We start from the raw sequence: 24,915 nt of genomic DNA, 5'->3' as shown, positions 1-24,915 counted from the left end.
CGGCCGCGAACCGTACTACCCGATCACTCCGTCGAGATCGGAGTAGATGACGTCGGCCGTGCGCTGATAGTGCTGCTGCAGCCGACGCACGGCCTCTTCGATATCCTTAGCAAGAACTGCCTGCAGGATATCGCGATGCTCGGCGCCGACCTTGCGCGCCGGATAGGCCTTTGCGATCGACATCATGCGGTAGCGATAGAGCCGGTCGGCGAGTTGCTCACAAAAGCCGAGCAACGGGCGTGAGCCGCACAGGCCGATCAGCGTCGCGTGGAACGCGCGATGCACCTTCTCCCAGTCCGGATTGTCCTCAAAGGTGTCGGCCTTCAGCGAGCGCGGCGTGCGATCAAGCCGGTGATGCGCCACCAGCAGGGACTCTTCCCACGCCTGCGTCGCGTTCTGCATGGACTCGCGCAGGGCCAGGCCTTCGACCCAGCATTTGGTCTTGGTCAGCTCCTGCAGCTCCTCCCTGCTGACCTCCTTCACATAGAAGCCGCGCTGCTCCATGCCGACGACGAACTCTTCCGTGGTCAGGCGGTTGAGCGCCTCGCGCAGCGGCGTCTGCCCGACATTGTATTGCTCCATCAGGAAGCGCGACTGCAGCTTGCGACCGGGCTCGAGCCGCGTGGTCAGGATGTCGGCCTTCAGCCGCGCGTAGATCGTGGTCGCCAGCGTGGCCGGCTGGTCCGCCTTGGGGATTGGCAGGTCAGTGCTCATGGGCGTCCATCTGATTCATCGCGCCTTTTTGTACATTAGCCGACTTCAGCCGATAATTTATAAATTTCTTCTTTACGAGCACTTTTATACATATTAAAGGTCGGCGGTTCGCGTTTCCAGAGTGAGGGAAGCCCAATGTCCGATTTTCCGGTGGCGGCCCTGCGCAGCGTCGAGATTACGACGCCGCATCTCGCCGGGTCGGTCGATTTCTACACGGGGGCCTGGGGTCTCGACATCGCCGCGGAAGCCGGCGGCACGGTGTACCTCGCCGCGACGGGCAGCGATTTTCACGTGCTCGAGCTCACGCCCGGTGAGGCGACGTCGCTCCGCAAGGTCAGCTTCCGTGCCCGCTCGCACGCCGATCTGCACCGCCTGTTCGACCGCGCCCGGCAGGCCGGCTGCGAGGTGATCAGTCCGCTCGCGCCATCCTCAGCGCCGTCGGGTGGCGAAAGCTTTGTGGTGCGTGAGCCGCAGGGCTGCGCGATGGAATTCGTCCATGGCGATCGCACCAAGCCGGCGCGCACCGTCGCGGACCGTCCCGAGCGGCTGGCGCATGTCAACATCAACAGCACCGACGTCGACGGGCTCTCGGCCTTCTACCAGGACGTTTTGGGATTCCGGCAGTCGGACCGCTCGAAGCTGATGGCGTTCCTGTGCTGCAACAGCGACCATCACGCGGTCGTGCTTGCGGAGGCGCCCCGCAACGGCCTCAACCACATTGCCTTCCTGATGCCCGATCTCGAATCGGTCATGCGCGGCTCCGGTCGCATGATCGATCACGGCTTTCCGATCGGCTGGGGCGTCGGGCGACACGGCCCGGGCGATAATGTGTTCGCCTATTTCGTCGATCCGACCGGCGCCGTCATCGAATACACCGCCGAAGTTTTGCAGATCGACGACAGCTACGTCGCGAAAGGCCCGGGCGATTGGGTCTGGCCGCCGGGACGGACCGATCAGTGGGGCATCGCGCCGCCGAAATCCGACGCGTGCAAGACCGCGCAGCTCGCCGTTCCCTTCACAGGGCAAGCGCATGCGTGATGCCACCGACCATGACGTGCTGATCGTCGGCTTCGGGCCGACCGGCGCAGTGGCCGCCGGCCTGCTCGGCCGCCTCAGCCATCGCACGCTGGTGATCGACCGCCTCACTGACGTCTACGACAAGCCGCGCGCAATCGCGCTCGATCACGAGATCTTTCGCCATTTTGACAATATGGGCCTCGCTGGCGCGATCGCACCCTATATCGAGCCCTTCACTGCATCGGAGCATTTTGGCGTCGACGGCCAGTTGATCCGGCGCATCGACATGGTCGCAAAGCCCTATCCGCTCGGTTACACGCCGAGCATGGTGTTCAGCCAGCCCGCGGTCGAAGTCGAGCTGCGCCGCCATGCCACCAGCTTTTCCAACGTGCGGGCCGAGCTCGGCGTCGAGCTGCTCGATCTCGTGCAAACGCCCGATCGCGTCGAAGCGAAGCTGAAGGGCGCGAACGGACAGCTTCGTTCGGTGACGGCGCGCTACGTGCTCGGCTGCGACGGCGCATCGAGCATTGTGCGCGAGATCGCAGGCCTCGCGCTCGAGGACCTCGTCTTCGACGAACCCTGGCTCGTGGTCGACATGCGCGTGAATGAGGACGCGCTTCACAAACTTCCGCAATGCTCCGCGCAATTCTGCAACCCCGCGCGTCCCGTCAGCTTCCTCATCGGCCCGAAAAACCATCGCCGCTGGGAGATCATGCTGCTGCCGGGCGAAGACGCGCGACAGATGGAACGGCCGGAGAATGTCTGGAAGCTGCTCGCGCCCTGGCTCAATCAGCAGGACGGCGAGTTGTGGCGCGCCGCGTCCTACCGCTTCCACGCCCTCGTTGCCGACAACTGGCGCAACGGAAAGATCCTGATCGCCGGCGATGCCGCGCATCAGCAACCGCCCTTCATCGGCCAGGGCATGTGCCAGGGCCTGCGCGACGCCACCAATGTGGTCTGGAAGCTTGATCGCGTGCTGAGGGGCACATCGCCCGACAGCCTGCTCGACAGCTACACCGTCGAGCGCAAGCAGCACGTGATCGAGCTGACCGGCAAGATCAAGGCGATCGGCCAAGCAATCTGCGAGCGCGATGTTGCCGCGGCACGCCGGCGCGATGCGCAACTGCTGGCGCAAGGCGGCGGCAAGCCATTGCAGATCACGCGACAGGAGATCATTCCGCCGCTCCGCGCGGGCTTCCTCGCGCAGCACGAGAGCCCCGCATGCGGCAGCCTGTTTCCGCAGCCGCGCGTCGCAAGCGAAGGCGCCGTGCGCTTGCTCGACGAGGTGGTCGGACCAGGCCTGCGCGTCTTGATCGACGGTCGCCACAGTGAGGCCGCCGCCCTCCTCGCGCTCTGCGCCGCGCAACCCAACCTGTCGGCAGCCGCAATCGCACCTCCCGGTACGCCGGATGCGCTCGAAGAGACCGAGGGCGTGCTCGCAAACTGGTTCGACCGTCACGGCGTCGTCGCCGCAATCGTTCGACCCGACCACTACGTCTTCGGCACCGCGCGCAATGCCAAGGAGCTCGCCGATCTCCTGGACGAGATCAACGCGCGTCTTCGCGGCACCACGGCCGATCAAGCCGACAATTTTCCCGATCCGAGAATGGAGAGAACTCCGTGAAACTAGCCACTGTAGCGATCGACGACCGCACCACCTGGGGCATCGTCGAAGGCGAGACCTTCTTCGATGTCGGCGCGGCGCTTAATGGCCGCTATGCCGATCTCCGAGCGGCCATCGGCGCGCGGCTCGCCGGCGTTGCGGATGCAAAATCCACTTCAACCAGCACGCCGGTCTCGAAGGTCAGATGGCTGCCGGTCATTCCGAACCCCGACAAGATCCTGTGCGTCGGCCTGAACTACGAGACGCATCGCAAGGAAACCGGCCGCGCCGAGGTCGAGCACCCCACCATCTTCGCGCGCTATGCCAACAGCCAGACCGGACATTTGCAGCCGATCGTGCGGCCACGCGTCTCGACCGACCTCGATTTCGAGGGCGAGCTCGCGGTCATCATCGGCAAGGCCGGCCGTTACATTTCGCGCGCAGATGCCATGAGCCATGTCGCCGGCTATGCCTGCTACAATGACGGCAGCATCCGCGATTTCCAGCGTCACACGCATCAGTTCACGCCGGGCAAGAATTTCCCTGACACCGGCGCGTTCGGGCCCTGGATGATGACGCCGGACGAGCTCGGCGAGCTCGCCGAGTTGAAGCTGCAGACCCGTCTCAACGGCCAGGTGATGCAGGAAGCGCGGATCAAGCAGATGATCTTCGATATCCCGCGCCAGATCGAATATTGCTCCACCTTCACGCGGCTCGAGCCCGGCGACGTCATCGTCAGCGGAACGCCCGGCGGCGTCGGCGCGCGGCGCGAGCCGCCGCTCTGGATGAAGCCCGGCGATGTCGTCGAGATCGAGGTCGAGCGCCTCGGCGTGCTCAAGAACACCATCGTCGACGAAACCTGATCGAACGGTGGCAGCCAGCGACCGCGGGCTGCTGCCCTCAGAGCAAAACAAACGCCCGCGAAGTGGCGACTTCCAGGAGGAACACCAATGTCAAAACTCTCTCGACGTCTGCTGCTCGCCGGCGCCGCGCTTTGCGTCTCCCTTCCCGCATTCGCGCAAGGCTGGCCCCAGCGGCCGGTGACGGTCGTGGTGCCACAGCCGGCCGGCAACAGTCCGGACGTGATGTGCCGCCTCATCACGGAAAAATTGTCGCGCGCCCTCGGCCAGCAATTCGTCGTCGAGAACAAGCCCGGCGCCGCCAACCTCGTCGGCACGCAGGCGGTCGCGCGCGCGACGCCCGACGGCTACACGTTCCTGTTTGCGACATCGGCCGCGCTCGTCACCAATCCCTACACCTTCAAGAAGCTGCCCTACGATCCCGTCAAGGACTTCATCCCGGTCGCGATGGCGGCCAAGAGCAACCATGTCCTGCTCGTCAATCCGGAGGTGAAGGCCAAAACGCTGCCCGAGCTGATCAAGCTCGAGAAGTCAGCACCGGGCTCGTTGAGCCTCGCGGTGGACGGCGCGCGCAACCTCTCCGGCCTGATCGCGCAGGCCATCAACAAGCACGCCGGCACCGGCTTCGTCCTCATCCCCTACAACACGACCACCAACGCGGTGCAGGACGCCATCTCCGGCCGCATCCAGGTGACGATCCAGGCCGCCTCCATCGCGGAAGCCTTCATCGCGGCAGGCACGCTCCGGCCGATCGCCGTTGCGGGCGCCAAGCGGATCGGGTCCCTGCCCGATGTCCCCGCGATCTCGGAGACGCTGCAAAGCGTCGATCTGCAGGGCTGGTTCATGTTCCTGGCACCGGTCGGCACGCCCGCCGACATCGTCGACCGGCTGAGCGCCGAGATTGCAAAAGCACTGGAATCGCCAGAGGTGCGCGAGCGCGCGCCCACGCTCGGCTTCGACGTCCGCGTCGGCGATGCCGTCACGCCGAAGGGCGCCAAGCGTTTCCTCGACGAGCAGCTCGCCTCGTCCGGCAAGATCATTCAGGGGCTCGGCATCGAGCCGGAATAGCCGCGCGTCATCCCGGCGTTGCGACAAGAAACCTCGCGCGAGGTCGCAGCCGACCTTGATCTACGTCAACGTTCCCGGTGCTGGACGCAGCCTTACTCCTTCGCGTCGCTGAAGCGGCGGCTTACCTTTGGTTCGCGCGCGCGAAAAAGGAGTATTCCCATGCATGCGAGGAAGCGTCTTTCGATCGGGTCCATGACCGTTGCGGGGATTGCCGCCAGCGCCCTCTTGGGCATTGCGGGCGTCACGTTCACGCCGGCACCGGCCGCAGCCGTCGTCTATTGCCAGTACATCGACTATCCGCCCAGTTGCGTTGCGCGGGCCGGCGTCGTGCTCCGGCCACGCCCGGTGGCGCGCGCGGCGGTGCGAGCCGGCACGGCGAGCGCGACCAATCTCAATGGCGGCATCAATCGCGTCGGCGTGCGGCGTTAAGGGCCGGCTTTGTGACACCCGTGGCGCATCCTACGATACGCCCGCCATCCGCCGGCTCTTGGACCGGGCTCGCGCCAGCGTCTCGGATGGCATCTCGCCGAATGCGGCCTTGTAGCTGGCCGAGAACTCGCCGAGATGCCGAAAGCCCTGCATCATCGCGACCGTCTTCACGATGACGCCGGCGGAACCCGAGAGCAGTTGCCGGCGAACGGACCAGAGCCGCAGAATATGCGCATAGCGGCGCGGGCTCTGCCCGCAGATCGTCTTGCTCGCGTTCTGAAGCGTGCGGACCGGCACGCCGACATGCCGCGCCAGGTCCGTGAGGTGATAGGTTCCTTCCGGATCCTGGCGGACGGCATCCTCCATGCGCTGGACGATCGTTCGATATTTGCCGAGCGACGGATGCGCCCTCGCATTCCGCGACGGCAGGCCGATCAGCGGCTTCAGCATGTTCACGAGCGAACCGGCGATGGTCCGGTCTACGCCCGCGCTGACGAACACTTCCGGCTGTTTCGCCGCGGCATCCACCGCGGTCAGGATCAGGCGACGCAGCCAGAACAGGCTGGCGGGGGGCGGATCGACCAGATGACAACCATCCTTGAGGCTCATCCAGGATTCCCGTGCATCCTGACGCCGCAGGCGGACGATCGCGATGACCCGCCCCTGCGGTTCGTAGCCGACGCAATCCGGGCTGCCCTTCAGCACGACGATGGAGCTTCCGATCGCCTCGCCGTTGATACGTGCGGAGGAGACGTCGTCCATCGGCACCACCACCAGCAGGTCATCCGGCAGCCGGTAGCCGCGCACGACGCGCGGGAACGTTCTCATCAATGACAACGTCACGCCCGGAAGATTCAGCTTCGCCCGTATGATCGGCGTCGTGGCGAACGCCAGAGGCACGCTCACCGCCCAGGCATTGCTTTCACTCGGCTGGAAATGATCGATGTCGATCCGCTCGAGCTCGAGTGCCGGAGACGGCTTGAGCGCCCGCAGCAGCGCATCGAGGGGTCCCCACGGATCTTTCGCCGCCGTACCTGATGCAGGGTCGATATGAAGGGACTGCGGCACGCGCTTTTCGACCTATTTCGACCGTCGCGCTTCGGAACTGGCACGTGTCCCGAGATCATCGGGTCCGTTGATCCCGGCACGAGCGAGATCACGCAGCAACTTTCTCAGCAGCAGCATGTTCGTCCTCTGGAGCTCATGGTTGTTGCCGAACTTGAATGCGTTCTCCTCCGATACGATCAGGCCGGACTTGGTCTCCACGAGAACCCCGAGGCGCTTCAGGCGCGTGACGCGGCGGCGCACCGTCTCCAGCGGCAAGCTCAGGAAACGGGACAGCGCGGCCCGCGAAACCCCCTAGCTTGATGGTATCCGGCTCGACTGCATCGATGCCGGAAAACCGCTCGTCGAGGGTGAGGTCGTTCATGACGTTGATGACGTTCGCATTCAGGACGGCGTGGACGATCAGCAGATCGAGCGGATCGAACTCGGTATAGTGCCGAAGCATCTCGCTGACCGAATACAGGATGTAGGCCAGCGTATGTCGTGAAACGGTTCGGGTGAGATCGGATGAATTGCGCATGAATCGGTGACCGGCTTTGCCCGTTGTAACTGAAAGCAGATGGTTTCCCTGCACTTCGCATACCCAATATGGGTATGTTGATGGTTGCAAATCAGGGGTTTGCGCTTTCTTCTGGGATGGGCCGAGCAGGTGCAGCAATCGCCCGTGACGAGCCCGCATGCGCGACCCGCACGGGCCGCCGATTCCTGCCCGATGCCGATCGAGAGGCACACCTGACATGTCGCAGCGGCCCGGACGCCATGGCTGAACCTGATCGCTCAGAACCCGCGCTTCATCTCCAAGGCCTCAGGCTGGTGCGGGCGTTCCTCCGCATCTCCGACGCATCCGCGAGGGATCATGTCATCCGCCTTGCGGAGGAGTACGCGGATCACCGGGGCGACGACGGCGCCAGCGTCGAAACAACGCGCGTGTCCGAGCCGGCGACCGAGCAATTTCCGTAAACCCCCTCGTGCGCAATCCGGTTCGCCCTACCGGAACCCGGCCGATCTGCTAGATTTGCGCAAGTAGCTCACTGGCGGCGAGCGGCGCATGAAGCAACACGACCTCGTCACGACGGAGTGCGGCGCAGCCGTCGTTCCATGCTGACATCAGACATGAAGCGGCTGATCGAGGAGCAGCGCCTCGGCTTCGTCGCGACCGCATCGCCCGACGGGACGCCGAACGTCTCGCCGAAGGGCACCTTTGCCGTGCTCGACGACCGCACCATCGCCTTCGGCGAGATCCGTTCGCCCGGTACGATCCGGAACCTCAAGGCCAATCCGCGCATCGAGGTCAATTTCGTCGACGCTTTCGTGCGCAAGGGCTATCGCTTTGCCGGCACGGCGACCGTGGTGGAACGCGGCGAGCCCGCCTTTGACACGCTGCTCCCACACTTGCGCAGCTCGCTCGCACACCGCATCCGCGCCATCGTGACCATATCAGTCACAAGAGCGCTGCCGCTGACGTCGCCGGCCTACGATGACGGAGCGAGCGAGCCGGAGCTGCGCCGGGCCTGGACCGCCCGCTTCCGGCTGCTTCAGCCATCGGAGCGTTTCGAGGAGTGAGGTGCCGCGGAGTGGTCTTCGTTCAACGAAGGCGCGCGCGGACCCACCAATCATGGCGGAGGATCGTGTTTGATACTCCGGCTTGCGGACCCCTCGCCTGCGCCGGCCTCAGCGCTCGATGTCGCATCGGGAGACCGCAGCCATTCGGAAAAATGTGCGCCGGTCTCCGCCTGTCTCGCCTTCCGCAGCATCGCCTCGCGCGCTGCCCCAGGCGGAACCGATTTTGCGTCTTCGCGAAGGCGCTTTGCCTCGCCGGCAAGGCGCTCTTCCAGGGTGGTCGTTTGCTTGAAGCGTCTGCGCTGCATGTTGCGCTCCCGTGAACGGCCCCGATCATGCGGACCTTCGCCGTGCGGCGGCCCAGGGCCGCCGCAACCGCATCGGCACGCCTCCGCCCGGCGGAGGATCGTCATCGTCACCGTCGAGCTGCCGGAGCGCGGCAAGGATGTCCGCGAGCCGGATCGTGTGACCCATGCCCGGAATCTCGCGCAGCGCCGGGCAGGATTCGACGGCGAACATGTCCGAGGCCCATGACGACAGGATGATCCGCTTTTCCGGCGCGGTGAGCTCGCTGTCATTGAGCACGTCTTCCGGAGACGCATAGTGCGCAGCCGGATGAAAGAGTGGATGAAGATTGCCTGCATTCGTGTTGGCGTTGGTCATCTTCTGTCTCCCACAAAACTCCTTTCTCGGGATGTCTTCATTGCATGCATCATTGCATGCATCGGGGAGCGCGGCCGCGCTCGCGCGCGCCGCGTTCCGCCGTGAACCTCGATCGAGCGTCAGGCCGCCTTCTTCTGCTCGATCTGCGAGACGGAAGAACCGCCGCCCGCGATCTGGATGCGGCGCGGCTTCATGGCTTCCGGCACCTCACGGACGAGATCGACGATCAGCAGCCCGTCGCGGAACGAGGCCTCCTTCACCTGGACGTAATCGGCCAGGTTGAACACGCGCCGGAACGGACGCGCGGCGATGCCCTGATACAGGTACTCGCCGGCTCCCTTGTCGGGCTTCTTGCCCTCGATGGTGAGCGCGTTCTGCTCGGCCGTCACGACGATATCGTCGGCGCCGAAGCCGGCAACGGCGAGCGTGATCCGGTAGTGGTCCTCGCCGAAGCGTTCGATGTTGTAGGGGGGATAGTTGTCCTCGGTCGCCTGGCGGAGCGCGCTGTCGACGAGGCCGGCCAGATGGTCGAAGCCGATGGTGGAGCGCCACAGGGGCGCGAAGTCAAAGGTGGTCCTCATAACCAAGTCCTCCAAAGAGCAAGATGGATACGAAGGAGCGCAAGGAGGGAATCGGAGCAGGTCCGAAGACCCCGGCCCGGCGCCCGCGCCGGACCCGATCAGAGCATCCGGCACACCGCTCTCGCGGCGAAAAATGAATTAGAAAAGCGGCAATTCGTTTCAAGGGGCGATCGAAAAAATTTTTGCGGCGACCGAAATGCCGCGCGCCGGCTGGCGCGCCTTCCGGGATCTGGCGACAGCCTGGGCCTTGACAGGCCCCCGCCGCCGAATATTTTTTGCGGCGGGAATTTGCTTTTCCCGACTTTCTTAACACCGAAAAGGACCGTGAAAAGACCGTCAGGAGTGACGACGATGCTCGACGAAGATCTGGCCCGCATTCGTGCGCACCGCAACAACATCCACCGCTATCGGCGGCTGCTTCGGACCAAGCTCTCGGAGCTGGAGCGCCAGTACATCGAACGGCGCCTCGCCGAGGAACAGACCTCGCTGAAGTCCCTCGCCGACGACACCTTCCCGATCGCGTTGACCATTCCGCAAGGTCCGGCCGCTCCTGCAGGCCTGGGGGCGACGCCATGACCGATGTCCGCAATCTCTTGATCCGCGGCAGCGAAAAGGTCATCGGGCATTATCTGCTTCTATTGGCCAGTGCCAGGACCGAAGACGAGCGCCGGCTCTACCAGAGCCGGATCGCGCGCGAGCAGCGGCTGCTGGACGAATTGCAGGGCGGCGTTCCGGATCGGCTCGCCGCCTGAGCGACGGAAGGCGCCGTTACCCCGGCGCCTTCATTTTCGTGAACCTGACGCTCGCTCCATCAGGCGTCCGCACCGCCTTTAGGCTCGCGGCACGAACCGCCTCGTGCTGCGGCAATGCAGCTCGGCGATGGCGCAGCGGTTTGACCCCGCTGGCGAACCTCCTCGGAAAATTCCTTTGCCAATTCGTTCCGGAACCGGCAATACAACCGGCAATATTCAGTCATTATGCCTCGTTAAGTAATTGATATATAAATATTAATTCTCATACTGAAAGCGGCAAAAATGGCCTTTCCAACCGCGATGAGGCCCCTTCTCTCGGAGGAGAACAAGGCTTTGTCCGACTTGGCGACCGATCTCGTCGCCAGGAGCAACGCGCTGGCCGGACGTCTCCATCCCATCATCCTTGACGAGGTGCCGAGCTGCCTCGGCCGTACCGGCACCATGTTCGTCTGCGAGCAGACCGAAACCGCACCCGACATCCTCGTCCTCGGCAAGGGCCTCGGCGGCGGCATCATGCCGATGGCGGCCATCCTCGCGCGGGCCGATCTCGACGTCGTGCCCGAGGGCGCGCTCGGCCACTAACCCACGAGAAGAGCCCGGTCGGCTGCGCGGCGGCGCTGGCCACGCTCGATGTGATCGCGGAGGAGCAGTTGCTCACCGCCGCGCGCGTGCTCGGCGCGCACGCGCTCGACCGGCTGCAATCGATGGCGCAGCGTTATCCCCTGATCTCAGAGGTGCGCGGCGCCGGCCTCTATCTCGGCGTCGAGATCGGTCGCCGCGACGCGCGTGATGCGAACGCGCGTGCGGAGCGCTTGCTGTACCGCTGCCTGGAGGCCGGCCTCAGCTTCAAGCTCGGTGGCGGCAACGTGGTGACGCTCTGCCCGCCACTCACGATTACGCGGGACGAGCTGGATCAGGCACTGGATATTCTGGAAGGGTCGATGGCAGGGTTGTGAGCCGCAGGGCCGCCCTTCCCTTCTCCCCTCTTGTTCGCCGAAGCCTTGGCGAAGGCAGATGTGGGGGAAGGTGACATAGGCCGCCTCCGGCGGCCGGTTCCTATAGTTCTTTCGCGAGGGGATCATGACCTGGACGGGGGGCCGAGACGCAGACTCGGCAAGCAAAGCTTGTGGAGCCCGGTCCGCATCGCGTACGCGCCGCCACTTGTCCTTGCTTCACGAGGATCACAGAATGGACGCGACTCTTGTGGTCCGAGGCATATCTGGTTCGGTGCACCGCTTGAAGGAACACCCAGCGCTCGAATTCCGACGCTGCCCCCCGCTCTGGATCGCAGACTAGGGCTTCACGGTCGTCGCGAAATCCTCAATTTCCGCAGCTCGAAACGCTTCGCGTCGCCATCTGCATTGGTCACAGTGACCGCAGGCTGCTCCCGGCTCCCCAAAGTAGCAAGACCAGGTCAACTCAAGGGGAGCCGATATTTTCCGACCGAGGGTTACAACAGCTTGTTTCGATAGATCGATGAGAGGCAACCTGATTTCGACCGGCTTGCCTAACGACGGCATAAGTTTGCCATCGACTATTTCTTGCAGGTGGCCGATAAAATTAGATGGCTTTAGATCGGCGAAGTTGGCAAGGTCATCACCATTCGTCGCAAGCACGACTTCGGCACGGACGACATCGGGCAAGTCACGAAGACGAGCTTCAGCGCCAGCTACAGCAATGAGGGTAAATACCTCATCTCGCGTCGATGGATAGCCGGCCTTTTCCCAACCATTCCGCGGGGAACGCCATCCAACAAATCCCCTCGACCACTCCTCTTGAACCGGGCGATGTTGCGTTCGTCGCATTGCCCCACCGATGGTCATCGTAAAATGTTCGCGAACATTCGGAAACGTTGCCATCAATTTGTCAGCAACTAGTGCTGCATGCTTCCGCTCGGCAGATTCCGCTCCTTGTCCATAGAAAATGGATAGCAACACGACATCGGTATTGGCCTCGCGCGCCACCAAGGTTGCCGCGACCGTGGAATCAATTCCACCACTGAGCAGGCAAACAGAAACAACTTTCAATCAAGCCCTCCCTTGCGCTCGTGTGCGACCACCCGCATTCAGATGGAGTCTGAATGTAAAAACGATATAGATAATATTGTAGGAGAGCATTTGAAACGCGAGCGAACCAGCCAGAAAGGGGTACGCTTCGACACATTCGTTCTGAGCCAGAATCTGACCGAATGTTCCGGACTCTGGTATCTTTGCCTCTAGCATCCCGGCTCCTGTGCAGCCTAGTCGCGTAAAAACAAAGAGTCCGAGCACGGCCAGCGCAGCTAGAACAGGAAGATCGAGCAGAAAGAGCACCGCCCTCAGCTCTTCGGCGAGAGCCTGAGCTTGACCGTTTGTGCTCGCCTTTCGCGATAGAGAGCGCGAAAGGTGCCAATCGATAGCGGCAAACAAGAAGGTTACGGTGAGGACGAGCATGTAGTGATAGAAAAGAGAATGTACTTCGTAGAGCGCGCTAAGCAGCAGGGCAATGGATAGAACCAGACAAATATTGACGAAATTGATGCCCTGGAAGCCCTTGCCGTCCAAGAATGCTTTTATGTCGTCCAGAGAGTCGAAATAGATCACTGCCATGAAAGCGGTCGAAGCGAGTGCGACAATCTCCCAGCGCTCGCGATGAGAGCGAATGAAGCCAGGTTCTTGAAAGGGAATCAATCGGGATACATCCTCGGCACCTACCGAGCCAACGATCACAAATGTTGTGAGTACCACCACAAACAAGGGGCCGGTTGGCGTCTTGTCATTGTGATACATGAGCAAAGCAAGACACAGAATGCCGCAACCGATAAGGAGCACCTCCGATACTGATGTGCTGATTGGCGGCTGATATTTGTAAGCACCCCAGGCCACTAAGGCGAGCATCAACACAGTGACCCAAAGATTGCTCGAGATTCCCTTTCGCCCTCGCCTGAACTGATCGAGCCGCCGCTGTTGCCAACTGCTCGGTGGCCCAGAAGGAGGTGCGGGCTGATTCTCTGGTGGGACAGATTGATTCTCTGTCATCGCAAATGATCCAGACTAGACTATTGCTCAAATGAAGTTGACGTCCCCCTCGCGCGTTGAACCACTCGCGCGACGGACCAAGCGATCGTGCCGCTCTCAACGGCGCTGGTAACGAAGAGGATTGGAAGGCTCAGATAAAACAGTGATAGTGCCGCTTCCCAGCCAAAGACGAAGTATGAATAGATTTGGCCCAACGCTCCAGCGAGACCCGCCGCAATAGCGAACGTGACAAATCCGGGACGCCGATACCCCGTCGCCATAAAGACAATCTCAACGGCGGCCCCGTGGATGACGCCCCAGCCGAGCACATACGCTCCTGATGGGTCACCCAACAGGAGTTGGCCAACCGTCGTGAGTACAGACGTAATAAAGGCCGTACCGGGCTTAAGCAGAATGGCGAACGCCAGGAGATGCCCAAACTGGAAAAGCCCTAGAAACGCACCGCCCAGCGGCCCAAAAGCCGCTGTCAATGCAGTCCACAATTGGGCAAGTAGGACGTAGGCGACAGCCGAAACCGCTGCGAGCATCGCCATTACAACATAGTCGTAAGTGCCGTACCTCATCAGTACGCCCCGCCCCCTATACAACCCGTGGGCGAGTATGCCAGTCTGCCGTTAGGTGACAAGCATGTAAATTGACCCAAATCGAATATTTTGCGCGTTGGACAGCGAACCTCAATGAATGGCCTTCAGTCATGGAAGGGCGCTTCTTCTCGGAAGATCGTTCTTGTTGAAGCGCCCGCTGTGCAGCTCGTCCTGGATGACGTTCCGCTTAATCCCGTCGTTCTCAGATATCCGAAGTATGCACAGCTGCTGCTTGCATCAAATATTGCCGCCGAGACCGAATCCATCGTCGTTGATATGAAGGGAGCGGCCGGCTCCGAGTCGAGACTCGAAAAGCAATGCTACCGATCCATGATATACGAAGGTCGCCGGCTGGACTTCTTTCGCATCGGACTGCCGGATAGCGAACTCTTCCAGATGGCGTGCGGCACAGGTATCGTTGGCTTTTCTTGCAACTTTTCGATGGAGCGCGCGATTGTCGCTCACCTCATTGCTGAACTGCGGTCGAAATCACCCGCGACGCTCATAGTCGTCGGAGGGCATGACGCCACGGTGGCACCAAAGCCATATCTCGATGCCGGCGCCGATCTTTGCATTTCGGGCGAAGGGGAGACCGTTATCGACGACATCCTCTCCACCGAAAGCATGGAAGATCTCATAAAACTTCGAGGTATTTCATACAGTACGTCAGCGGGCTTGAAGCGCACTGGAAAGCGGCCCATACACTCTCTGGACCGCATTCGATACCCGTCTGCGCGAATGCTTGCAGACTACGTCTATGACGAACATCCCGACGGGGCCTGGCCCGCTGGCGTGGGTACCAGGTTTGCCGTCTTGGAGACCAGCAGGGGGTGCGATGAAGCCTGCAACTTTTGTAGCAGCACGTTCGTTTCCGGGCGGTTTAGAAGATGGAGTATCGAAGGGATTCTCCGACAATTGGACGAAACGAAGCGGGCAGGAATTCGCAGTCTCCTGATCGCTGACGATAACATGCTCTACAGAACGCTCGACGCCTTCGACGGAAACAAGGGTCGAGAAGACCTGATCGTGCTGTTCAACGCCCTGAGAGATGAGGGCTTCGCCTGGACTTTTCAAAACGGCATTCAATTCGGTTTGCTTGAGCGGGACGGACGAATTGATGAAGGGCTCGTTTCCGCACTCTTCAAGAATGAGCTGCGAGACGGTCGACGTATCGGTTGTTTCGAGGTTTACTTGCCGCTTGAGCGCTTTGAGCCGGGTGACATTCTGGAGCTTCCGAAACTGAAAAGTCCGGCCACCCAGATGAGCATCGTACGTTCAATTGCGGAGCAGGGTGTCTATCGCTGCAATCTTGGCTTCATCATCGGCACGCCGTCGGATTCGCGAGAAAGCCTTTCTCATGCGGAAGAGCAAGCGAAGAGGTTCGACGAACTGATTGCACGGTCTTCATCAGGACGGACTAAGGTTCAGCACTTGCCCTGGTGCTCTATTCCGCTGCCAGGAACACCCAATCGATCGAACTATCGCTGCAATATTCGTTATGATCTCGATCACTGGCCGGAGCTTCACAGCAACTACATTTCGGTGATCGGCAATGACGAGATGAATCCGATCGACTTCACGATCGCCCGGCACCAGCTTGATCTCGAGCTCAACACCTCGATCGCCCCCCGGAGATCACTCCGTGTCGAGCGGCAAGGCGCAGCCCATATTGCACCATCATGCTGACCCGGCTGAAACTCGAAGATGTCGCGCTCAGTTTTGGGACGAGGGCTTCCTCGCACATATCCAGATTTTCCATGACCGTCGATGCCGGAGACGTGCTCTCCGTTTTTGGAAGAAGCGGTTCAGGCAAGACTACATTGCTAATGTCGATTACCAAACGCGCGCTGGGTCGAGTCGACAGAAGAATTGACGGTGAAATTTTTTTTGGTTTCCGTAACTCCTCGCCAGGTCGATTGGGCGTCGTCTTTGACGATGCCAATTGGTCATTCTGTAACCTGCGAGTCGATGAGGAACTCGCTTTCGTGCTCGAAAACGGCGAGGTCGAACCGGTCGAGATGCAGAAAAGGGTTCATCAGACCCTGACTGAGGTCGGTCTTGAGGGGTTTGGTGCACGGCAGATATCCTCCCTCTCGGGGGGCGAGTTGCGCAAATTGGCCGTCGGGACCGCGCTGATCGGACGACCCGATGTTATTCTCTCTGATGATCTCGATGCCAGCCTCGATCCGAACGCCATTGATGATCTCCGAAACTTGATCGAATCCCATTCCAAAGCTCAGGGTGCAGCCTGGATCGACTTTTCGAGACGATGGATGGGATTTGCGATTCCTGAGCGCCCTTTTGCCGCTATCGTCGACGGGACGTTGAGCACGTTTTCGGTTTCCTCTCATCAAGATCACGTCGCAGCGCGTACGATGGCAGGTGCGGTGGGGCCGCCGCTGGGAATGTCACTTGGAAACCTGATGGCGTCCGTCGAGCCAAGGCAAACACCACCTGGGTACTTTGATACGGAGGGCTCGGCGTTTGCCTATTTGCAGTCGACCGCGAAGAAAATGGTTAGCACGGCAAAGCCGCGCTCTAACGGCGATGTCATACTCGCAGCCGATGGCCTGAACTTCTCCTATCGGGGACGCGGGCATATCCTGCGTGAGTGCGCCGTGAGGCTCGAAGCGGGTGTTGTGCAAGTTTTGGCGGGTAAGAATGGGGTAGGAAAAACGACCCTCGCTCGAATCTTGTGCGGCCTGCTTCGTCCGAGCGTCGGCCGCATCACCTTGACGGGACGGGACGCGTCCCGAGCGGATTTGTTGAAGGCCGGATCTCTCGTTTTCCAGAATCCGGAGTACCAATTTGTCACGGATGCTGCGCGCAGGGAGATTGAAACAGCGCTTGCCAGCCAGGGAAGTCCGATAGCGCATGCGGAACAGGTGCTCGGAGAACTGCACCTCTTGGATCGGGCTGCCGAACATCCATTCAATCTAACACTGGGCGAGAAAAGGAGGCTTGCCGTTGGTGTCGCTCTGGCGCTGGGCCGTAAATTTCTGATCGTCGATGAACCCACTCTCGGTCAGGACATCTTCCAGACGCAAGTCTTGGGACACAGATTGAGGCAAGCCGCGGATTCAGGCGTTGCAGTCCTTGTGATTACTCACGATCCGGATTTCGTTACAGCTTTCGGCGATCGAATTCTACTTATGGAGGACGGGAACGTGTCTTCGATTGGCGGCCCCGGCGATGCGTTTTCTACACACCGTCAGACGCTCTTTTCTGGCCGCTCTCACCTCATAAACTTCTGGGAGCTGGCAAAGAGCGCCGGCAGTGCGTCTGGTCATGTTCCCCGAACTGTCTCTGATATCGCGCTCAGTGATGATTGACGACGCCAAGCTTTCCCTGGCCGCGCGGCTCGACCCGTTAGCCAAGCTGGCATGGCTTCTGGCCGCGGGCGTCGCAAGCAGTGTACTGGCCACGTCCTCAAAGCTGCTGGCGATGACATTGATAGTCGGCGCGGGCTTTCTTATGTGCCGACCGCGCGAGCTTGCGAACGTCTACCGATACAGGGTCATTATTTTCCTGGTGCCTTCGCTCCTGCTCTTTTTCAACGCCATCATGATACCGATCTACAGTGCTGAGGTTTGGCAGGTCTCTGTCATCAAGTGGAGCGCGCTGGCCTACTCGCTTAAGATCTTCAATTCAATTCTTGCTCTGGTGTTCTTTCTTGTTTCGACTGACATCCGTCAGCTTGTGAATCGATTGACGTGGGCACGTGTACCGGTAGGAGTCGCGTTTTCGATCTATCTCATGCTGCGATTCATCGAGATCTTGCGCGTTGACGCTCTGCACGTTCGCGATGCGTTGCGAATGCGACGCAGCCCGCGCCCGCCACTGTCCGGGCTTTCCGTGACAATGGGTAGGTATTTAGCCACGCTGGTTCTCCTGGGTATCTATCGCTCCGAGCAGGCCGCGATGGCAATGGACCTCCGCGGGTTCTCAAGTTCAAAGGGACGCACGTTTTATGCTGATCAGAAATGGTCACGCGCGAGCTGGCTGTTGCTATTTGCGGGCATCGTCCTGATCGCCATCATAACCCTCACGACTACCCTCTGAGAGCTGTCACGCCTGCGCCCTCGTCCGGCTGGAAGATCAGCCGCGCAGGCTGCGTACAAAGTGTGTCGCGGACATCCCTCTCGCAAGAATGCGCTTGGAGACGCAGAACACAGCGTCAGAGACTAGGAACGCCGAAGCAAACCTTCGGCTATGGCGCCGGGATGAGGGGTTCTCTCCGCGAGTTCGAGAGGCGCGATGCGACGGCTCGCAGGACAAAGATCATCAATTGAGTGCACTGGACTGCACCCCTTAAGTGAGACACGCTATTGCGGTGACAGGCATTCCGAGGATGACCTGTGGCAGCACGAGGAAAGAACCGTTAGTTTCCGACGGCGTTTAAATTGAAGGCGATCAAGCGTGTTGAACGAGGCAACGGCGTTCTGCCCAATTGCGGTGTCTCATTCCAGGGTGCAGTTCAAGTGTGGAACGCACTCAATCCCATTGCACCTCTCGAAGTCGCCGATAGACCCCGCATCCGGCGCTTCGCGCCACCTTCTCCCGCCTTCGCCAAGGCTTTGGCGGACAAGAGGGGAGAAGGGACGACGCAACTACACCCTCACCTCGGCTTCTTCATCTTCGTAAACCTGACGCTCGTGCCGTCCGGCATCCGCACCGCCTTGAAGCCCGCGGCAAGAACCGCCTCGCGCTGCGGCATCTGGATGTCGGGGCTGCGCAGGCTGTCCCACCATGAGGCACGGTGCGCTGCACGCGGCAGGGCCGCGCCGATGATCTCCTCGATCTCCTCGAAGGTCAGGACGAACTCGGCCTGCTTGTGCCGCGTCAGGTAATCGCGCAATGCGTCGTAATCGTTCACGTCAGTCCTCGTCCCGGGGGCGCTCGGGCCGCTTTCTGCCGGAAAGCGTGCGCCGTGGAAACCATTTCTTAACCGATCGCGGCGGGAACGTCGCTGCTTAAACACTACGCAAGATTTCGGGCGCATCCGTAAATGTTCGGGAGTGAACGATGCTGTTCGGAAGGCGCGACGGCACGGCCAGGCGGCCCTGGCGGATTTCGGCGAAGCTGCTGATCATCTCGTCGGTCGTGACGGTGATCGGCTTCTCCGCCATTTGCGTCAACGTGATGCTCGACATGCGCCGGGGCGAGGAGGCGCTGGCCCGCCAGACCCTGGAAAACCTCGCCACCACAATCGAGGCCGACATCGGCCGCAACATCGAGATCTACGACCTCTCCTTGCGCGCCGTCGCCGGCAACATGCTGCTGCCGGAGATCTGGACGGTCTCGAAGCCGATCCGGCAGCTGATCCTGTTCGACCACGCCACCACGGCGCGGCATTTCGGCGCCATCCAGGTGTTCGACAGCGAGGGCAAGCTCACGATCGATGCCTCCACGCTCGATCCTCTGCCAGAGAACCGGTCCGACGAGGACTATTTCAGGGTTCATCGCGACAACCCGAATGCGGGCCTGTTCATCAGCCGCCCGATGCTGTTCCGCGGCGCCTACGCCATCGTGCTCTCCCGGCGCGTCAGCGACCAGGACGGCGGCTTTTTGGGCGTCGTCGCCGGCTCGATCCGCTACGGTTATTTCCACGAGCTGTTCGAGCGGCTGACGCTCGACCCCGAGGACGTCATCACCGTGCTCAAGCGCGACCGCACCATCATGATGCGGCGCCCGTTCGACCTCGACGTCATCGGCAGGAACCTCGGCCAGCGCCCGGACTGGAAGGCTGACAACCTCAAGGCCGGCGGGACCTATTCCGGCCAGGGTCCGGTGGATGCAACGCCGCGGCTCTATGCGCGCAGCAGCGGCTCCGGCCCGCTGTTCGTCGTGGCCGGCAAGCCGCTGACCGCCGTGTTCGCGCTGTGGAAGACCGAGGCTATCAGGATCGGCGCCGTGGTGCTGACGCTGATCTTGTTCGTGCTGGGCTCGACCCTGGTGCTGGCGCGCGAGATGCGCCGGCGCGCGGAGGCCGAGAACAAGCTCGAGGAGATGGCGACGACGGACGCGCTCACCGGCCTGCGCAACCGGCGCAAGTTCGACCAGGTGATCGACGTCGAATGGCGGCGCGCGATGCGGCAGCAGACGCCGCTGGCGCTGCTGATGATCGATGCCGATCACTTCAAGGCCTATAACGACACCTATGGCCACCAGGCCGGCGACCAGGTGCTGGTCGGCATCGCCATCTGCATCTCCGATTCGGTGAGCCGCGCCGGCGATTGCGCCGCGCGCTATGGCGGCGAGGAGTTTGCCGTGCTGCTGCCGAACGTTGCGGCCGAGGATGCGTTCAAGGTCGCCGAAAAGATCCGCACCAAGGTGCAGGGCTGGTCGGACGACGGCGCGATGTCGACGGTATCCTGCGGCGTCGCGAGCCTGATCCCGACCGCCGGCATGGACTGGTCGGTGCTGGTCACCGCCGCCGACAAGGCGCTCTACGCTGCAAAAGCCGGCGGCAGAAACCAGTCGGTGGTGGCGAATCTGCCGAAATTGTCGCTGGTGGCGTGAGGCGCCCTCCGCGCGGTCGGTTTGCGCGGTCGCAGCCAATTCGCTCGACACGTCAACCGCTTCCGCAACGCTGGTCAGCCATCGCGCCGCCAACCCCATCCTACTGTGCATGGGGTTGTTTTCGACGCGGTCCGGCCCCTCAGCCCTTGAGATACTTTTTCATCTCCGCAATCAGCCCGTCGCGCAGCTCGGGGCGCTTGAGGCCGAAGGCGATATTGGCGCGCAGGAAGCCGGCTTTTGAGCCGCAATCGTGCCGTTCGCCCTCGAATTCGACGCCGTAGAAGCTTTGCGACTTCGCAAGCGCGATCATCGCATCGGTGAGCTGGATCTCGCCGCCGGCGCCGCGCTCCTGCGTCTCGAGGATCTTGAAGATCTCCGGCTGCAGGATGTAGCGGCCGGTGATGGAGAGGTTCGAGGGCGCGGTGCCCTTCGCAGGCTTCTCCACCATGCCATCGACCTCAAAGATCTTGCCGGTGCGCTTGCCGACGCCGCAGATGCCGTATTGATGCGTCAGCTCTTCCGGCACCGGCTCGACCGCGATCAGGTTCGACTTCTCGCCGAGCTTGGAGGCCGCCTCGATCATCTGCTTCAGGCAGCCCGGCGTGTTGAGCACGAGCTCGTCGGGCAGCACGACGGCGAACGGCTCGTTGCCGACGATGTCGCGCGCGCACCAGACGGCGTGCCCGAGGCCGAGCGGCGCCTGCTGGCGCGTGAAGCTGGTGGCGCCGGCCGGCGGCTGGTTCTCGGCGAGCACGTCCTGCTCGGCCTTCTTGTTGCCGCGCGCGGCGAGCGTGGTGTCGAGCTCGAACATGCGATCGAAATGATCCTCGATGACCGCCTTGTTGCGCCCGGTGACGAACACGAAATGCTCGATGCCGGCCTCCCGCGCCTCGTCATAGACGTACTGGATCAGCGGCTTGTCGACGATGGTGAGCATTTCCTTCGGCATCGCCTTGGTGGCGGGCAGGACACGGGTGCCGAGGCCGGCGACGGGGAATACGGCTTTGCGGATTTTCATGGGACGGATCGAATACCTTGGAACGTGAACCGAGCAATGGTGTCTTAGCTAGCCTGTTTGCAGCCAGTAACAAAGGCGGATGTAGGGCTCTTTAGGAAAAGGCCGCCCACAAAACTTCACCTTCGTTAAGATATTGGCAACCGTAACGAGGGCCTCTTGAGGGCCGATTTTCTGGCCGGACAGGTGGGAGATGATGCAATCAGCGGCACGACTGAGACGGCACGTTCGGCCGCTGATCGGCGCGTTAATGATCGCACCTGCGCTGTTGTTCCCTCTGCCCGCGCAAGCCCAGCAAAACGGCCTCCCGAGCTTTCTGGATAACCTGTTTTCCGGGTCGAAGTCCGCGCCCTCGCAGCCCGCCCCCGGACCCGACGGACCAAAGCCCTGGAGCGGCGAGGACGGCGCCTCCGGTCATCCGCTGATGACGGCAGCGGCGATCCGCGAGGCGGCCTCCAACTTCAACACTTGCGTCGCGGGGATGTGGCCCGATGCCGCACGGCGCGGCGTGACCCAGGAGAACTTTCAACGCTTCACGACGGGCCTCTCGCCCGATCTGCGCATCATGGACCTGATGGATTCGCAGCCGGAGTTCACAAAGTCGATCTGGGACTATCTCGACATCCTCGTGAACGACAACCGGCTCGCCAAGGGCAAGGAAGTCCTCGCCAAATACAAGGCGCAGTTCGACGCGACGGAAAAGGCCTATGGCGTCGACCGCTACATCATCGCCTCGATCTGGGGCATCGAGTCCAACTACTCGACCCAGATGGGCGATCGCAGTGTGCTGCAATCGACCGCGACGCTCGCCTGCATCGGCCGCCGCCAGGCCTATTTCAAGGATGAGTTTCTCTCCGCGCTTGAGATCCTCAACCGCGGCGATCTCAGGCCCGAGCAGCTCCGCGGCTCCTGGGCCGGCGCATTCGGCCCGACGCAGTTCATGCCGACCGCGTTCAAGCGCTTTGCCGTCGATGGCGACGGCGACGGGCGGCGCGACGTCGTCGATAATCCGACCGATTTGATCGCCTCGACCGCGAACAACCTGAAGAAGGACGGCTGGCAGGCCGGCCAGACCTGGGGCTACGAGGTCGTCGTTCCCCAGGGCTTCAACTACATGCTGGCCGACCGCGCCAAGGCGATGACGATCGCGCAGTGGGAGAAGCTCGGCCTCACGCGCCCGAACCGCCAATCCTTCCCGCACCCGAACGACAAGGCCTATCTGCTGGCACCCGCCGGCGCGCAAGGGCCCGGCTTCCTGATGCTGCAGAACTACCGCGTCATCATGAAATACAACCCGGCCGAGGCCTATGCGCTCGCGATCGGGCACTTTGCGGACCGGCTGCGCGGCGGCCAGCCTTTCGTGCAGCCCTGGCCGCGGCAGGAGCGCGAATTGTCCCGCACCGAACGGCTGGAGCTGCAGCAGCTTTTGGCCCGGCGCGGCTTCTACAAGGGCACCCCGGACGGTCAGTTCGGCGGACAGACCCGGGAGGCGCTCCGTAACTTCCAAGCCTCGATCGGGGCCCCCGCCGACGGATTCGCCTCCTCGGACATGCTGGACCGGCTGCGGGGGCGGTAAAAGGCTCTCAAAAGTAACCCTGAAGGGGGAATTCGGCCCAAATCCTTGATGGGACTGGCCGATCGCCGGTGGATGGCGTAATCAAGCCTGCCTGTTTGCGGCCCGATTCCGCTATTATATTTGCCGTCTCCAAATCTCCTTGCGCGCGTCCGAAATCGCATGTCCGAGCCGAAGCCGAAATCATTCTTCAAGGCGATGACCCAGACCGGCCCGTTGATCGCGCTGGGGACCGCGCTTGCGATTTTGGTGTCGATTGCCGCGCCTGCCTCGGCGCAGCTCTTCAACTTCCCCGGCTTTGGCGGACCGTCACGGCCGGCGCCGCCGCGCAGCGGTGGTGGTGGCGGCGGCTGGTTCGGCGGCGACTTCTTCGCGCCCTTCCAGCAGCAACAGCCGCAGGCCCCGCGTCAGGATTTTTCGCGCGCACCGGCACCGGCCAAGCGCGACACGATTCCCGAGCGCAACATTCTGGTCATCGGCGACGGCATGGCGGACTGGCTCGCCTACGGCCTCGAAGACGCCTACACCGAGCAGCCCGACATGGGCGTGATCCGCAAGCACAAGACCAATTCGGGCCTGATCAAGTATCAGCCGCGCGGCGAGCCCTCGGATTGGGCCGCGGCTGCGAAGGGTATCCTCGAAACCGAAAAGCCTGACGCCATCGTCGTCATGCTCGGCCTCAACGACCGCATGGCGATACGCGAGCCCGCCGCGGACAAATCCGACACCAAGGCGACCGACAAGAAGAACGACAAGGGCGCGCGCGCAAAACCGCCGGCGGCCAAGCCCGACGCTGCAGCCAAGCCGGACGACAAGCCCGACGCCGACCTGCCGCAGGACGACGCCGACAACGCCGATACGCCGCAGGTCGCAGCACCCGAGAAGACCGCGCGTTCGCCGAACGGCCTCTACGAATTCCGCGACGACCGCTGGGTCGAGCTCTACAGCAAGAAGATCGAAGAGCTGATCGGTGTGCTCAAGAGCAAGGGCGTGCCGGTGCTCTGGGTCGGCCTGCCCGCGATCCGCGGCCCGAAGGGAACGGCCGACATGCTGTTCCTGGACTCGCTCTATCGCGAAGGCTCGGCGAAGGCCGGCATCACCTATGTCGACGTCTGGGACGGTTTTGTCGACGAAGCCGGTCGCTTCCTGCAAAAGGGCCCGGACTTCGAAGGTCAGATCCGCCAGTTGCGCACTGGCGATGGCGTTTATTTCACGAAGCCCGGCGCGCGCAAGCTCGCGCATTATGTCGAGCGCGAGGTCACGCGCCTGCTCACCGGACGCTTGGGCCCGATCGCGTTGCCGAGCGAGCCCGCGACGCCCGACACCAATGTCGAGCCCGGCAAACCGGCGCCGCGCCCGCTTGCGGGACCGATCGTGCCGCTGGTCGCCGCCTCGATCTCGACCGATCAATTGCTGGGTGGACCTGGATCGCGCCCCGCCTCCGTCGATGCGCTCGCCGCACGCACGCTGGTGAAGGGTGAGCCGTTGAGCGCGCCCGCGGGCCGCGCCGACGATTATACCTGGCCGCGCCGCGAAGTCGGCCGCGAACAAGCCAAGGGCGACACGCCTGTTGCCGCGACCACGCCGGGCGAGACCAGTGCCAATCCCGGGGCGGCGGCCGCGATCGCGCCGCCCAAGCTGTTGCCGAAGAAGCCGCCGGTGCAGCAACCGGCGCAGCAGGCGACACCGTCGCTACGCGATTTCTTCGGCTTTGGCTCGCCCTCTCCGGCACCGCAGCCGCGGCAGTTCGCGCCTCAACCGCAGCCGCGCAATCCGGCCAACCCGGCGATCCCGCGTCCGCCCGGCAGCGTCGGCCGATCGGCCGAATTGCCGGGTGCTCCGGTCCGCTAGGTTTTGTGAACTAGCCGTAGTAGCGCCAGCGCGGCGGCGGA

Annotated in this window: 27 protein-coding genes; 16 read left to right on the top strand and 11 right to left on the bottom strand. The window is 62.3% G+C overall.

Annotated features, from left to right (window positions below):
- Positions 1 to 15 precede the first annotated feature (15 nt).
- On the bottom strand, positions 16 to 714 hold the full coding sequence (locus tag C2U70_RS20125; protein ID WP_140980164.1) for a GntR family transcriptional regulator: 699 nt from the start codon (positions 712 to 714) through the stop codon (positions 16 to 18).
- 135 nt (positions 715 to 849) lie between these two features.
- On the opposite strand from C2U70_RS20125, the gene C2U70_RS20120 reads away from it, so the two are divergent.
- The 5 genes from C2U70_RS20120 (at position 850) to C2U70_RS20100 (ending at position 5,691) form a co-directional block, all read left to right on the top strand.
- A complete protein-coding gene (locus C2U70_RS20120; protein WP_140980163.1) occupies positions 850 to 1,752 on the top strand; it encodes a VOC family protein in 903 nt (300 codons plus the stop codon).
- The gene (locus C2U70_RS20115) at positions 1,745 to 3,355 is read left to right on the top strand and encodes a bifunctional 3-(3-hydroxy-phenyl)propionate/3-hydroxycinnamic acid hydroxylase (protein WP_140980162.1); all 1,611 of its coding nucleotides are present in this window, start codon (positions 1,745 to 1,747) and stop codon (positions 3,353 to 3,355) included. The genes C2U70_RS20120 and C2U70_RS20115 overlap by 8 nt, the downstream gene beginning before the upstream one ends.
- A complete protein-coding gene (locus C2U70_RS20110) occupies positions 3,352 to 4,197 on the top strand; it encodes a fumarylacetoacetate hydrolase family protein (RefSeq protein ID WP_140980161.1) in 846 nt (281 codons plus the stop codon). The genes C2U70_RS20115 and C2U70_RS20110 overlap by 4 nt, the downstream gene beginning before the upstream one ends.
- A gap of 87 nt (positions 4,198 to 4,284) precedes the next feature.
- Entirely contained in the window at positions 4,285 to 5,262 is a 978-nt protein-coding gene (locus tag C2U70_RS20105) for a Bug family tripartite tricarboxylate transporter substrate binding protein (RefSeq protein WP_140980160.1), read from the top strand.
- Between the two features lie 159 nt (positions 5,263 to 5,421).
- Entirely contained in the window at positions 5,422 to 5,691 is a 270-nt protein-coding gene (locus tag C2U70_RS20100; protein ID WP_140980159.1) for a hypothetical protein, read from the top strand.
- Positions 5,692 to 5,721: 30 nt separating this feature from the next.
- On the opposite strand, the gene C2U70_RS20095 is transcribed toward C2U70_RS20100, so the two are convergent.
- Positions 5,722 to 6,759 carry a helix-turn-helix domain-containing protein gene (locus C2U70_RS20095; RefSeq protein ID WP_140980158.1) on the bottom strand — a complete coding sequence of 346 codons (1,038 nt, stop codon included), beginning with the start codon at positions 6,757 to 6,759 and terminating at the stop codon, positions 5,722 to 5,724.
- Positions 6,760 to 6,892: 133 nt separating this feature from the next.
- On the bottom strand, positions 6,893 to 7,414 hold the full coding sequence (locus C2U70_RS20090) for a hypothetical protein (protein WP_246666802.1): 522 nt from the start codon (positions 7,412 to 7,414) through the stop codon (positions 6,893 to 6,895).
- A gap of 440 nt (positions 7,415 to 7,854) precedes the next feature.
- Here C2U70_RS20090 and C2U70_RS20085 point away from each other — a divergent pair, with 440 nt between their 5' ends.
- Entirely contained in the window at positions 7,855 to 8,319 is a 465-nt protein-coding gene (locus tag C2U70_RS20085; RefSeq protein WP_140980157.1) for a pyridoxamine 5'-phosphate oxidase family protein, read from the top strand.
- A 50-nt stretch (positions 8,320 to 8,369) separates the two neighbouring features.
- Here the strand turns inward: C2U70_RS20085 and C2U70_RS33510 are convergent, their stop codons facing one another.
- The 3 genes from C2U70_RS33510 to C2U70_RS20070 form a co-directional block, all read right to left on the bottom strand.
- On the bottom strand, positions 8,370 to 8,624 hold the full coding sequence (locus C2U70_RS33510) for a hypothetical protein (RefSeq protein ID WP_140980156.1): 255 nt from the start codon (positions 8,622 to 8,624) through the stop codon (positions 8,370 to 8,372).
- Between the two features lie 25 nt (positions 8,625 to 8,649).
- A complete protein-coding gene (locus C2U70_RS20075) occupies positions 8,650 to 8,979 on the bottom strand; it encodes a hypothetical protein (protein ID WP_140980155.1) in 330 nt (109 codons plus the stop codon).
- 119 nt (positions 8,980 to 9,098) lie between these two features.
- On the bottom strand, positions 9,099 to 9,560 hold the full coding sequence (locus C2U70_RS20070; protein WP_140980154.1) for an Hsp20 family protein: 462 nt from the start codon (positions 9,558 to 9,560) through the stop codon (positions 9,099 to 9,101).
- Between the two features lie 351 nt (positions 9,561 to 9,911).
- Here C2U70_RS20070 and C2U70_RS20065 point away from each other — a divergent pair, with 351 nt between their 5' ends.
- From C2U70_RS20065 to C2U70_RS33720, 4 genes are all read left to right on the top strand, one after another.
- Positions 9,912 to 10,136 carry a hypothetical protein gene (locus tag C2U70_RS20065; RefSeq protein ID WP_140980153.1) on the top strand — a complete coding sequence of 75 codons (225 nt, stop codon included), beginning with the start codon at positions 9,912 to 9,914 and terminating at the stop codon, positions 10,134 to 10,136.
- Positions 10,133 to 10,312: a hypothetical protein gene (locus C2U70_RS20060; protein ID WP_140980152.1), complete on the top strand. Its 180-nt coding sequence runs from the start codon at positions 10,133 to 10,135 to the stop codon at positions 10,310 to 10,312. Before C2U70_RS20065 ends, C2U70_RS20060 begins: the two co-directional genes overlap by 4 nt.
- 333 nt (positions 10,313 to 10,645) lie before the next feature.
- Complete coding sequence (locus C2U70_RS33725) at positions 10,646 to 10,894, top strand: aminotransferase class III-fold pyridoxal phosphate-dependent enzyme (RefSeq protein ID WP_283810394.1); 249 nt, start codon at positions 10,646 to 10,648, stop codon at positions 10,892 to 10,894.
- A 50-nt stretch (positions 10,895 to 10,944) separates the two neighbouring features.
- A complete protein-coding gene (locus tag C2U70_RS33720; protein WP_283810393.1) occupies positions 10,945 to 11,268 on the top strand; it encodes an aminotransferase class III-fold pyridoxal phosphate-dependent enzyme in 324 nt (107 codons plus the stop codon).
- 336 nt (positions 11,269 to 11,604) lie between these two features.
- Here C2U70_RS33720 and C2U70_RS20050 read toward each other — a convergent pair whose 3' ends face one another.
- Genes C2U70_RS20050 through C2U70_RS20040 form a run of 3 tightly spaced genes read right to left on the bottom strand, consistent with a single transcriptional unit; the run spans position 11,605 to position 13,892 of the window.
- Positions 11,605 to 12,339, bottom strand: coding sequence for a 7-cyano-7-deazaguanine synthase (locus tag C2U70_RS20050; protein ID WP_140980150.1), 735 nt, complete (start codon positions 12,337 to 12,339; stop codon positions 11,605 to 11,607).
- Complete coding sequence (locus tag C2U70_RS20045) at positions 12,340 to 13,329, bottom strand: hypothetical protein (RefSeq protein ID WP_140980149.1); 990 nt, start codon at positions 13,327 to 13,329, stop codon at positions 12,340 to 12,342. It lies immediately after the preceding gene.
- Between the two features lie 20 nt (positions 13,330 to 13,349).
- Positions 13,350 to 13,892, bottom strand: coding sequence for an ECF transporter S component (locus tag C2U70_RS20040; protein WP_140980148.1), 543 nt, complete (start codon positions 13,890 to 13,892; stop codon positions 13,350 to 13,352).
- Between the two features lie 114 nt (positions 13,893 to 14,006).
- On the opposite strand from C2U70_RS20040, the gene C2U70_RS20035 reads away from it, so the two are divergent.
- From C2U70_RS20035 to C2U70_RS20025, 3 genes are all read left to right on the top strand, one after another.
- Positions 14,007 to 15,599 carry a B12-binding domain-containing radical SAM protein gene (locus C2U70_RS20035; protein WP_140980147.1) on the top strand — a complete coding sequence of 531 codons (1,593 nt, stop codon included), beginning with the start codon at positions 14,007 to 14,009 and terminating at the stop codon, positions 15,597 to 15,599.
- Positions 15,600 to 15,670: 71 nt separating this feature from the next.
- Positions 15,671 to 17,245 carry an ATP-binding cassette domain-containing protein gene (locus tag C2U70_RS20030; protein ID WP_186294375.1) on the top strand — a complete coding sequence of 525 codons (1,575 nt, stop codon included), beginning with the start codon at positions 15,671 to 15,673 and terminating at the stop codon, positions 17,243 to 17,245.
- On the top strand, positions 17,238 to 17,975 hold the full coding sequence (locus tag C2U70_RS20025) for an energy-coupling factor transporter transmembrane component T family protein (protein WP_186294374.1): 738 nt from the start codon (positions 17,238 to 17,240) through the stop codon (positions 17,973 to 17,975). Before C2U70_RS20030 ends, C2U70_RS20025 begins: the two co-directional genes overlap by 8 nt.
- A 556-nt stretch (positions 17,976 to 18,531) precedes the next feature.
- Here the strand turns inward: C2U70_RS20025 and C2U70_RS20020 are convergent.
- Entirely contained in the window at positions 18,532 to 18,789 is a 258-nt protein-coding gene (locus C2U70_RS20020) for a DUF7662 domain-containing protein (RefSeq protein WP_140980144.1), read from the bottom strand.
- Between the two features lie 149 nt (positions 18,790 to 18,938).
- On the opposite strand from C2U70_RS20020, the gene C2U70_RS20015 reads away from it, so the two are divergent.
- Positions 18,939 to 20,435, top strand: a complete 1,497-nt coding sequence (locus tag C2U70_RS20015; RefSeq protein WP_140980143.1) for a sensor domain-containing diguanylate cyclase — start codon at positions 18,939 to 18,941, stop codon at positions 20,433 to 20,435.
- Positions 20,436 to 20,574: 139 nt separating this feature from the next.
- Here C2U70_RS20015 and C2U70_RS20010 read toward each other — a convergent pair whose 3' ends face one another.
- On the bottom strand, positions 20,575 to 21,453 hold the full coding sequence (locus tag C2U70_RS20010; RefSeq protein ID WP_140980142.1) for a UTP--glucose-1-phosphate uridylyltransferase: 879 nt from the start codon (positions 21,451 to 21,453) through the stop codon (positions 20,575 to 20,577).
- A gap of 247 nt (positions 21,454 to 21,700) precedes the next feature.
- Between C2U70_RS20010 and C2U70_RS20005 the strand changes: the two genes are divergently transcribed.
- Together C2U70_RS20005 and C2U70_RS20000 are read left to right on the top strand one after the other, a co-directional pair.
- A complete protein-coding gene (locus tag C2U70_RS20005; RefSeq protein WP_433960690.1) occupies positions 21,701 to 23,026 on the top strand; it encodes a lytic murein transglycosylase in 1,326 nt (441 codons plus the stop codon).
- A 159-nt stretch (positions 23,027 to 23,185) separates the two neighbouring features.
- Positions 23,186 to 24,874, top strand: coding sequence for an SGNH/GDSL hydrolase family protein (locus C2U70_RS20000; RefSeq protein ID WP_140980141.1), 1,689 nt, complete (start codon positions 23,186 to 23,188; stop codon positions 24,872 to 24,874).
- Positions 24,875 to 24,915 lie beyond the last annotated feature (41 nt).

Origin of the sequence: Bradyrhizobium guangdongense (genome assembly GCF_006483445.1) — a bacterium.
Lineage (GTDB): Bacteria > Pseudomonadota > Alphaproteobacteria > Rhizobiales > Xanthobacteraceae > Bradyrhizobium > Bradyrhizobium guangdongense_A.
This window is presented reverse-complemented; position numbering and strand designations above follow the sequence as displayed.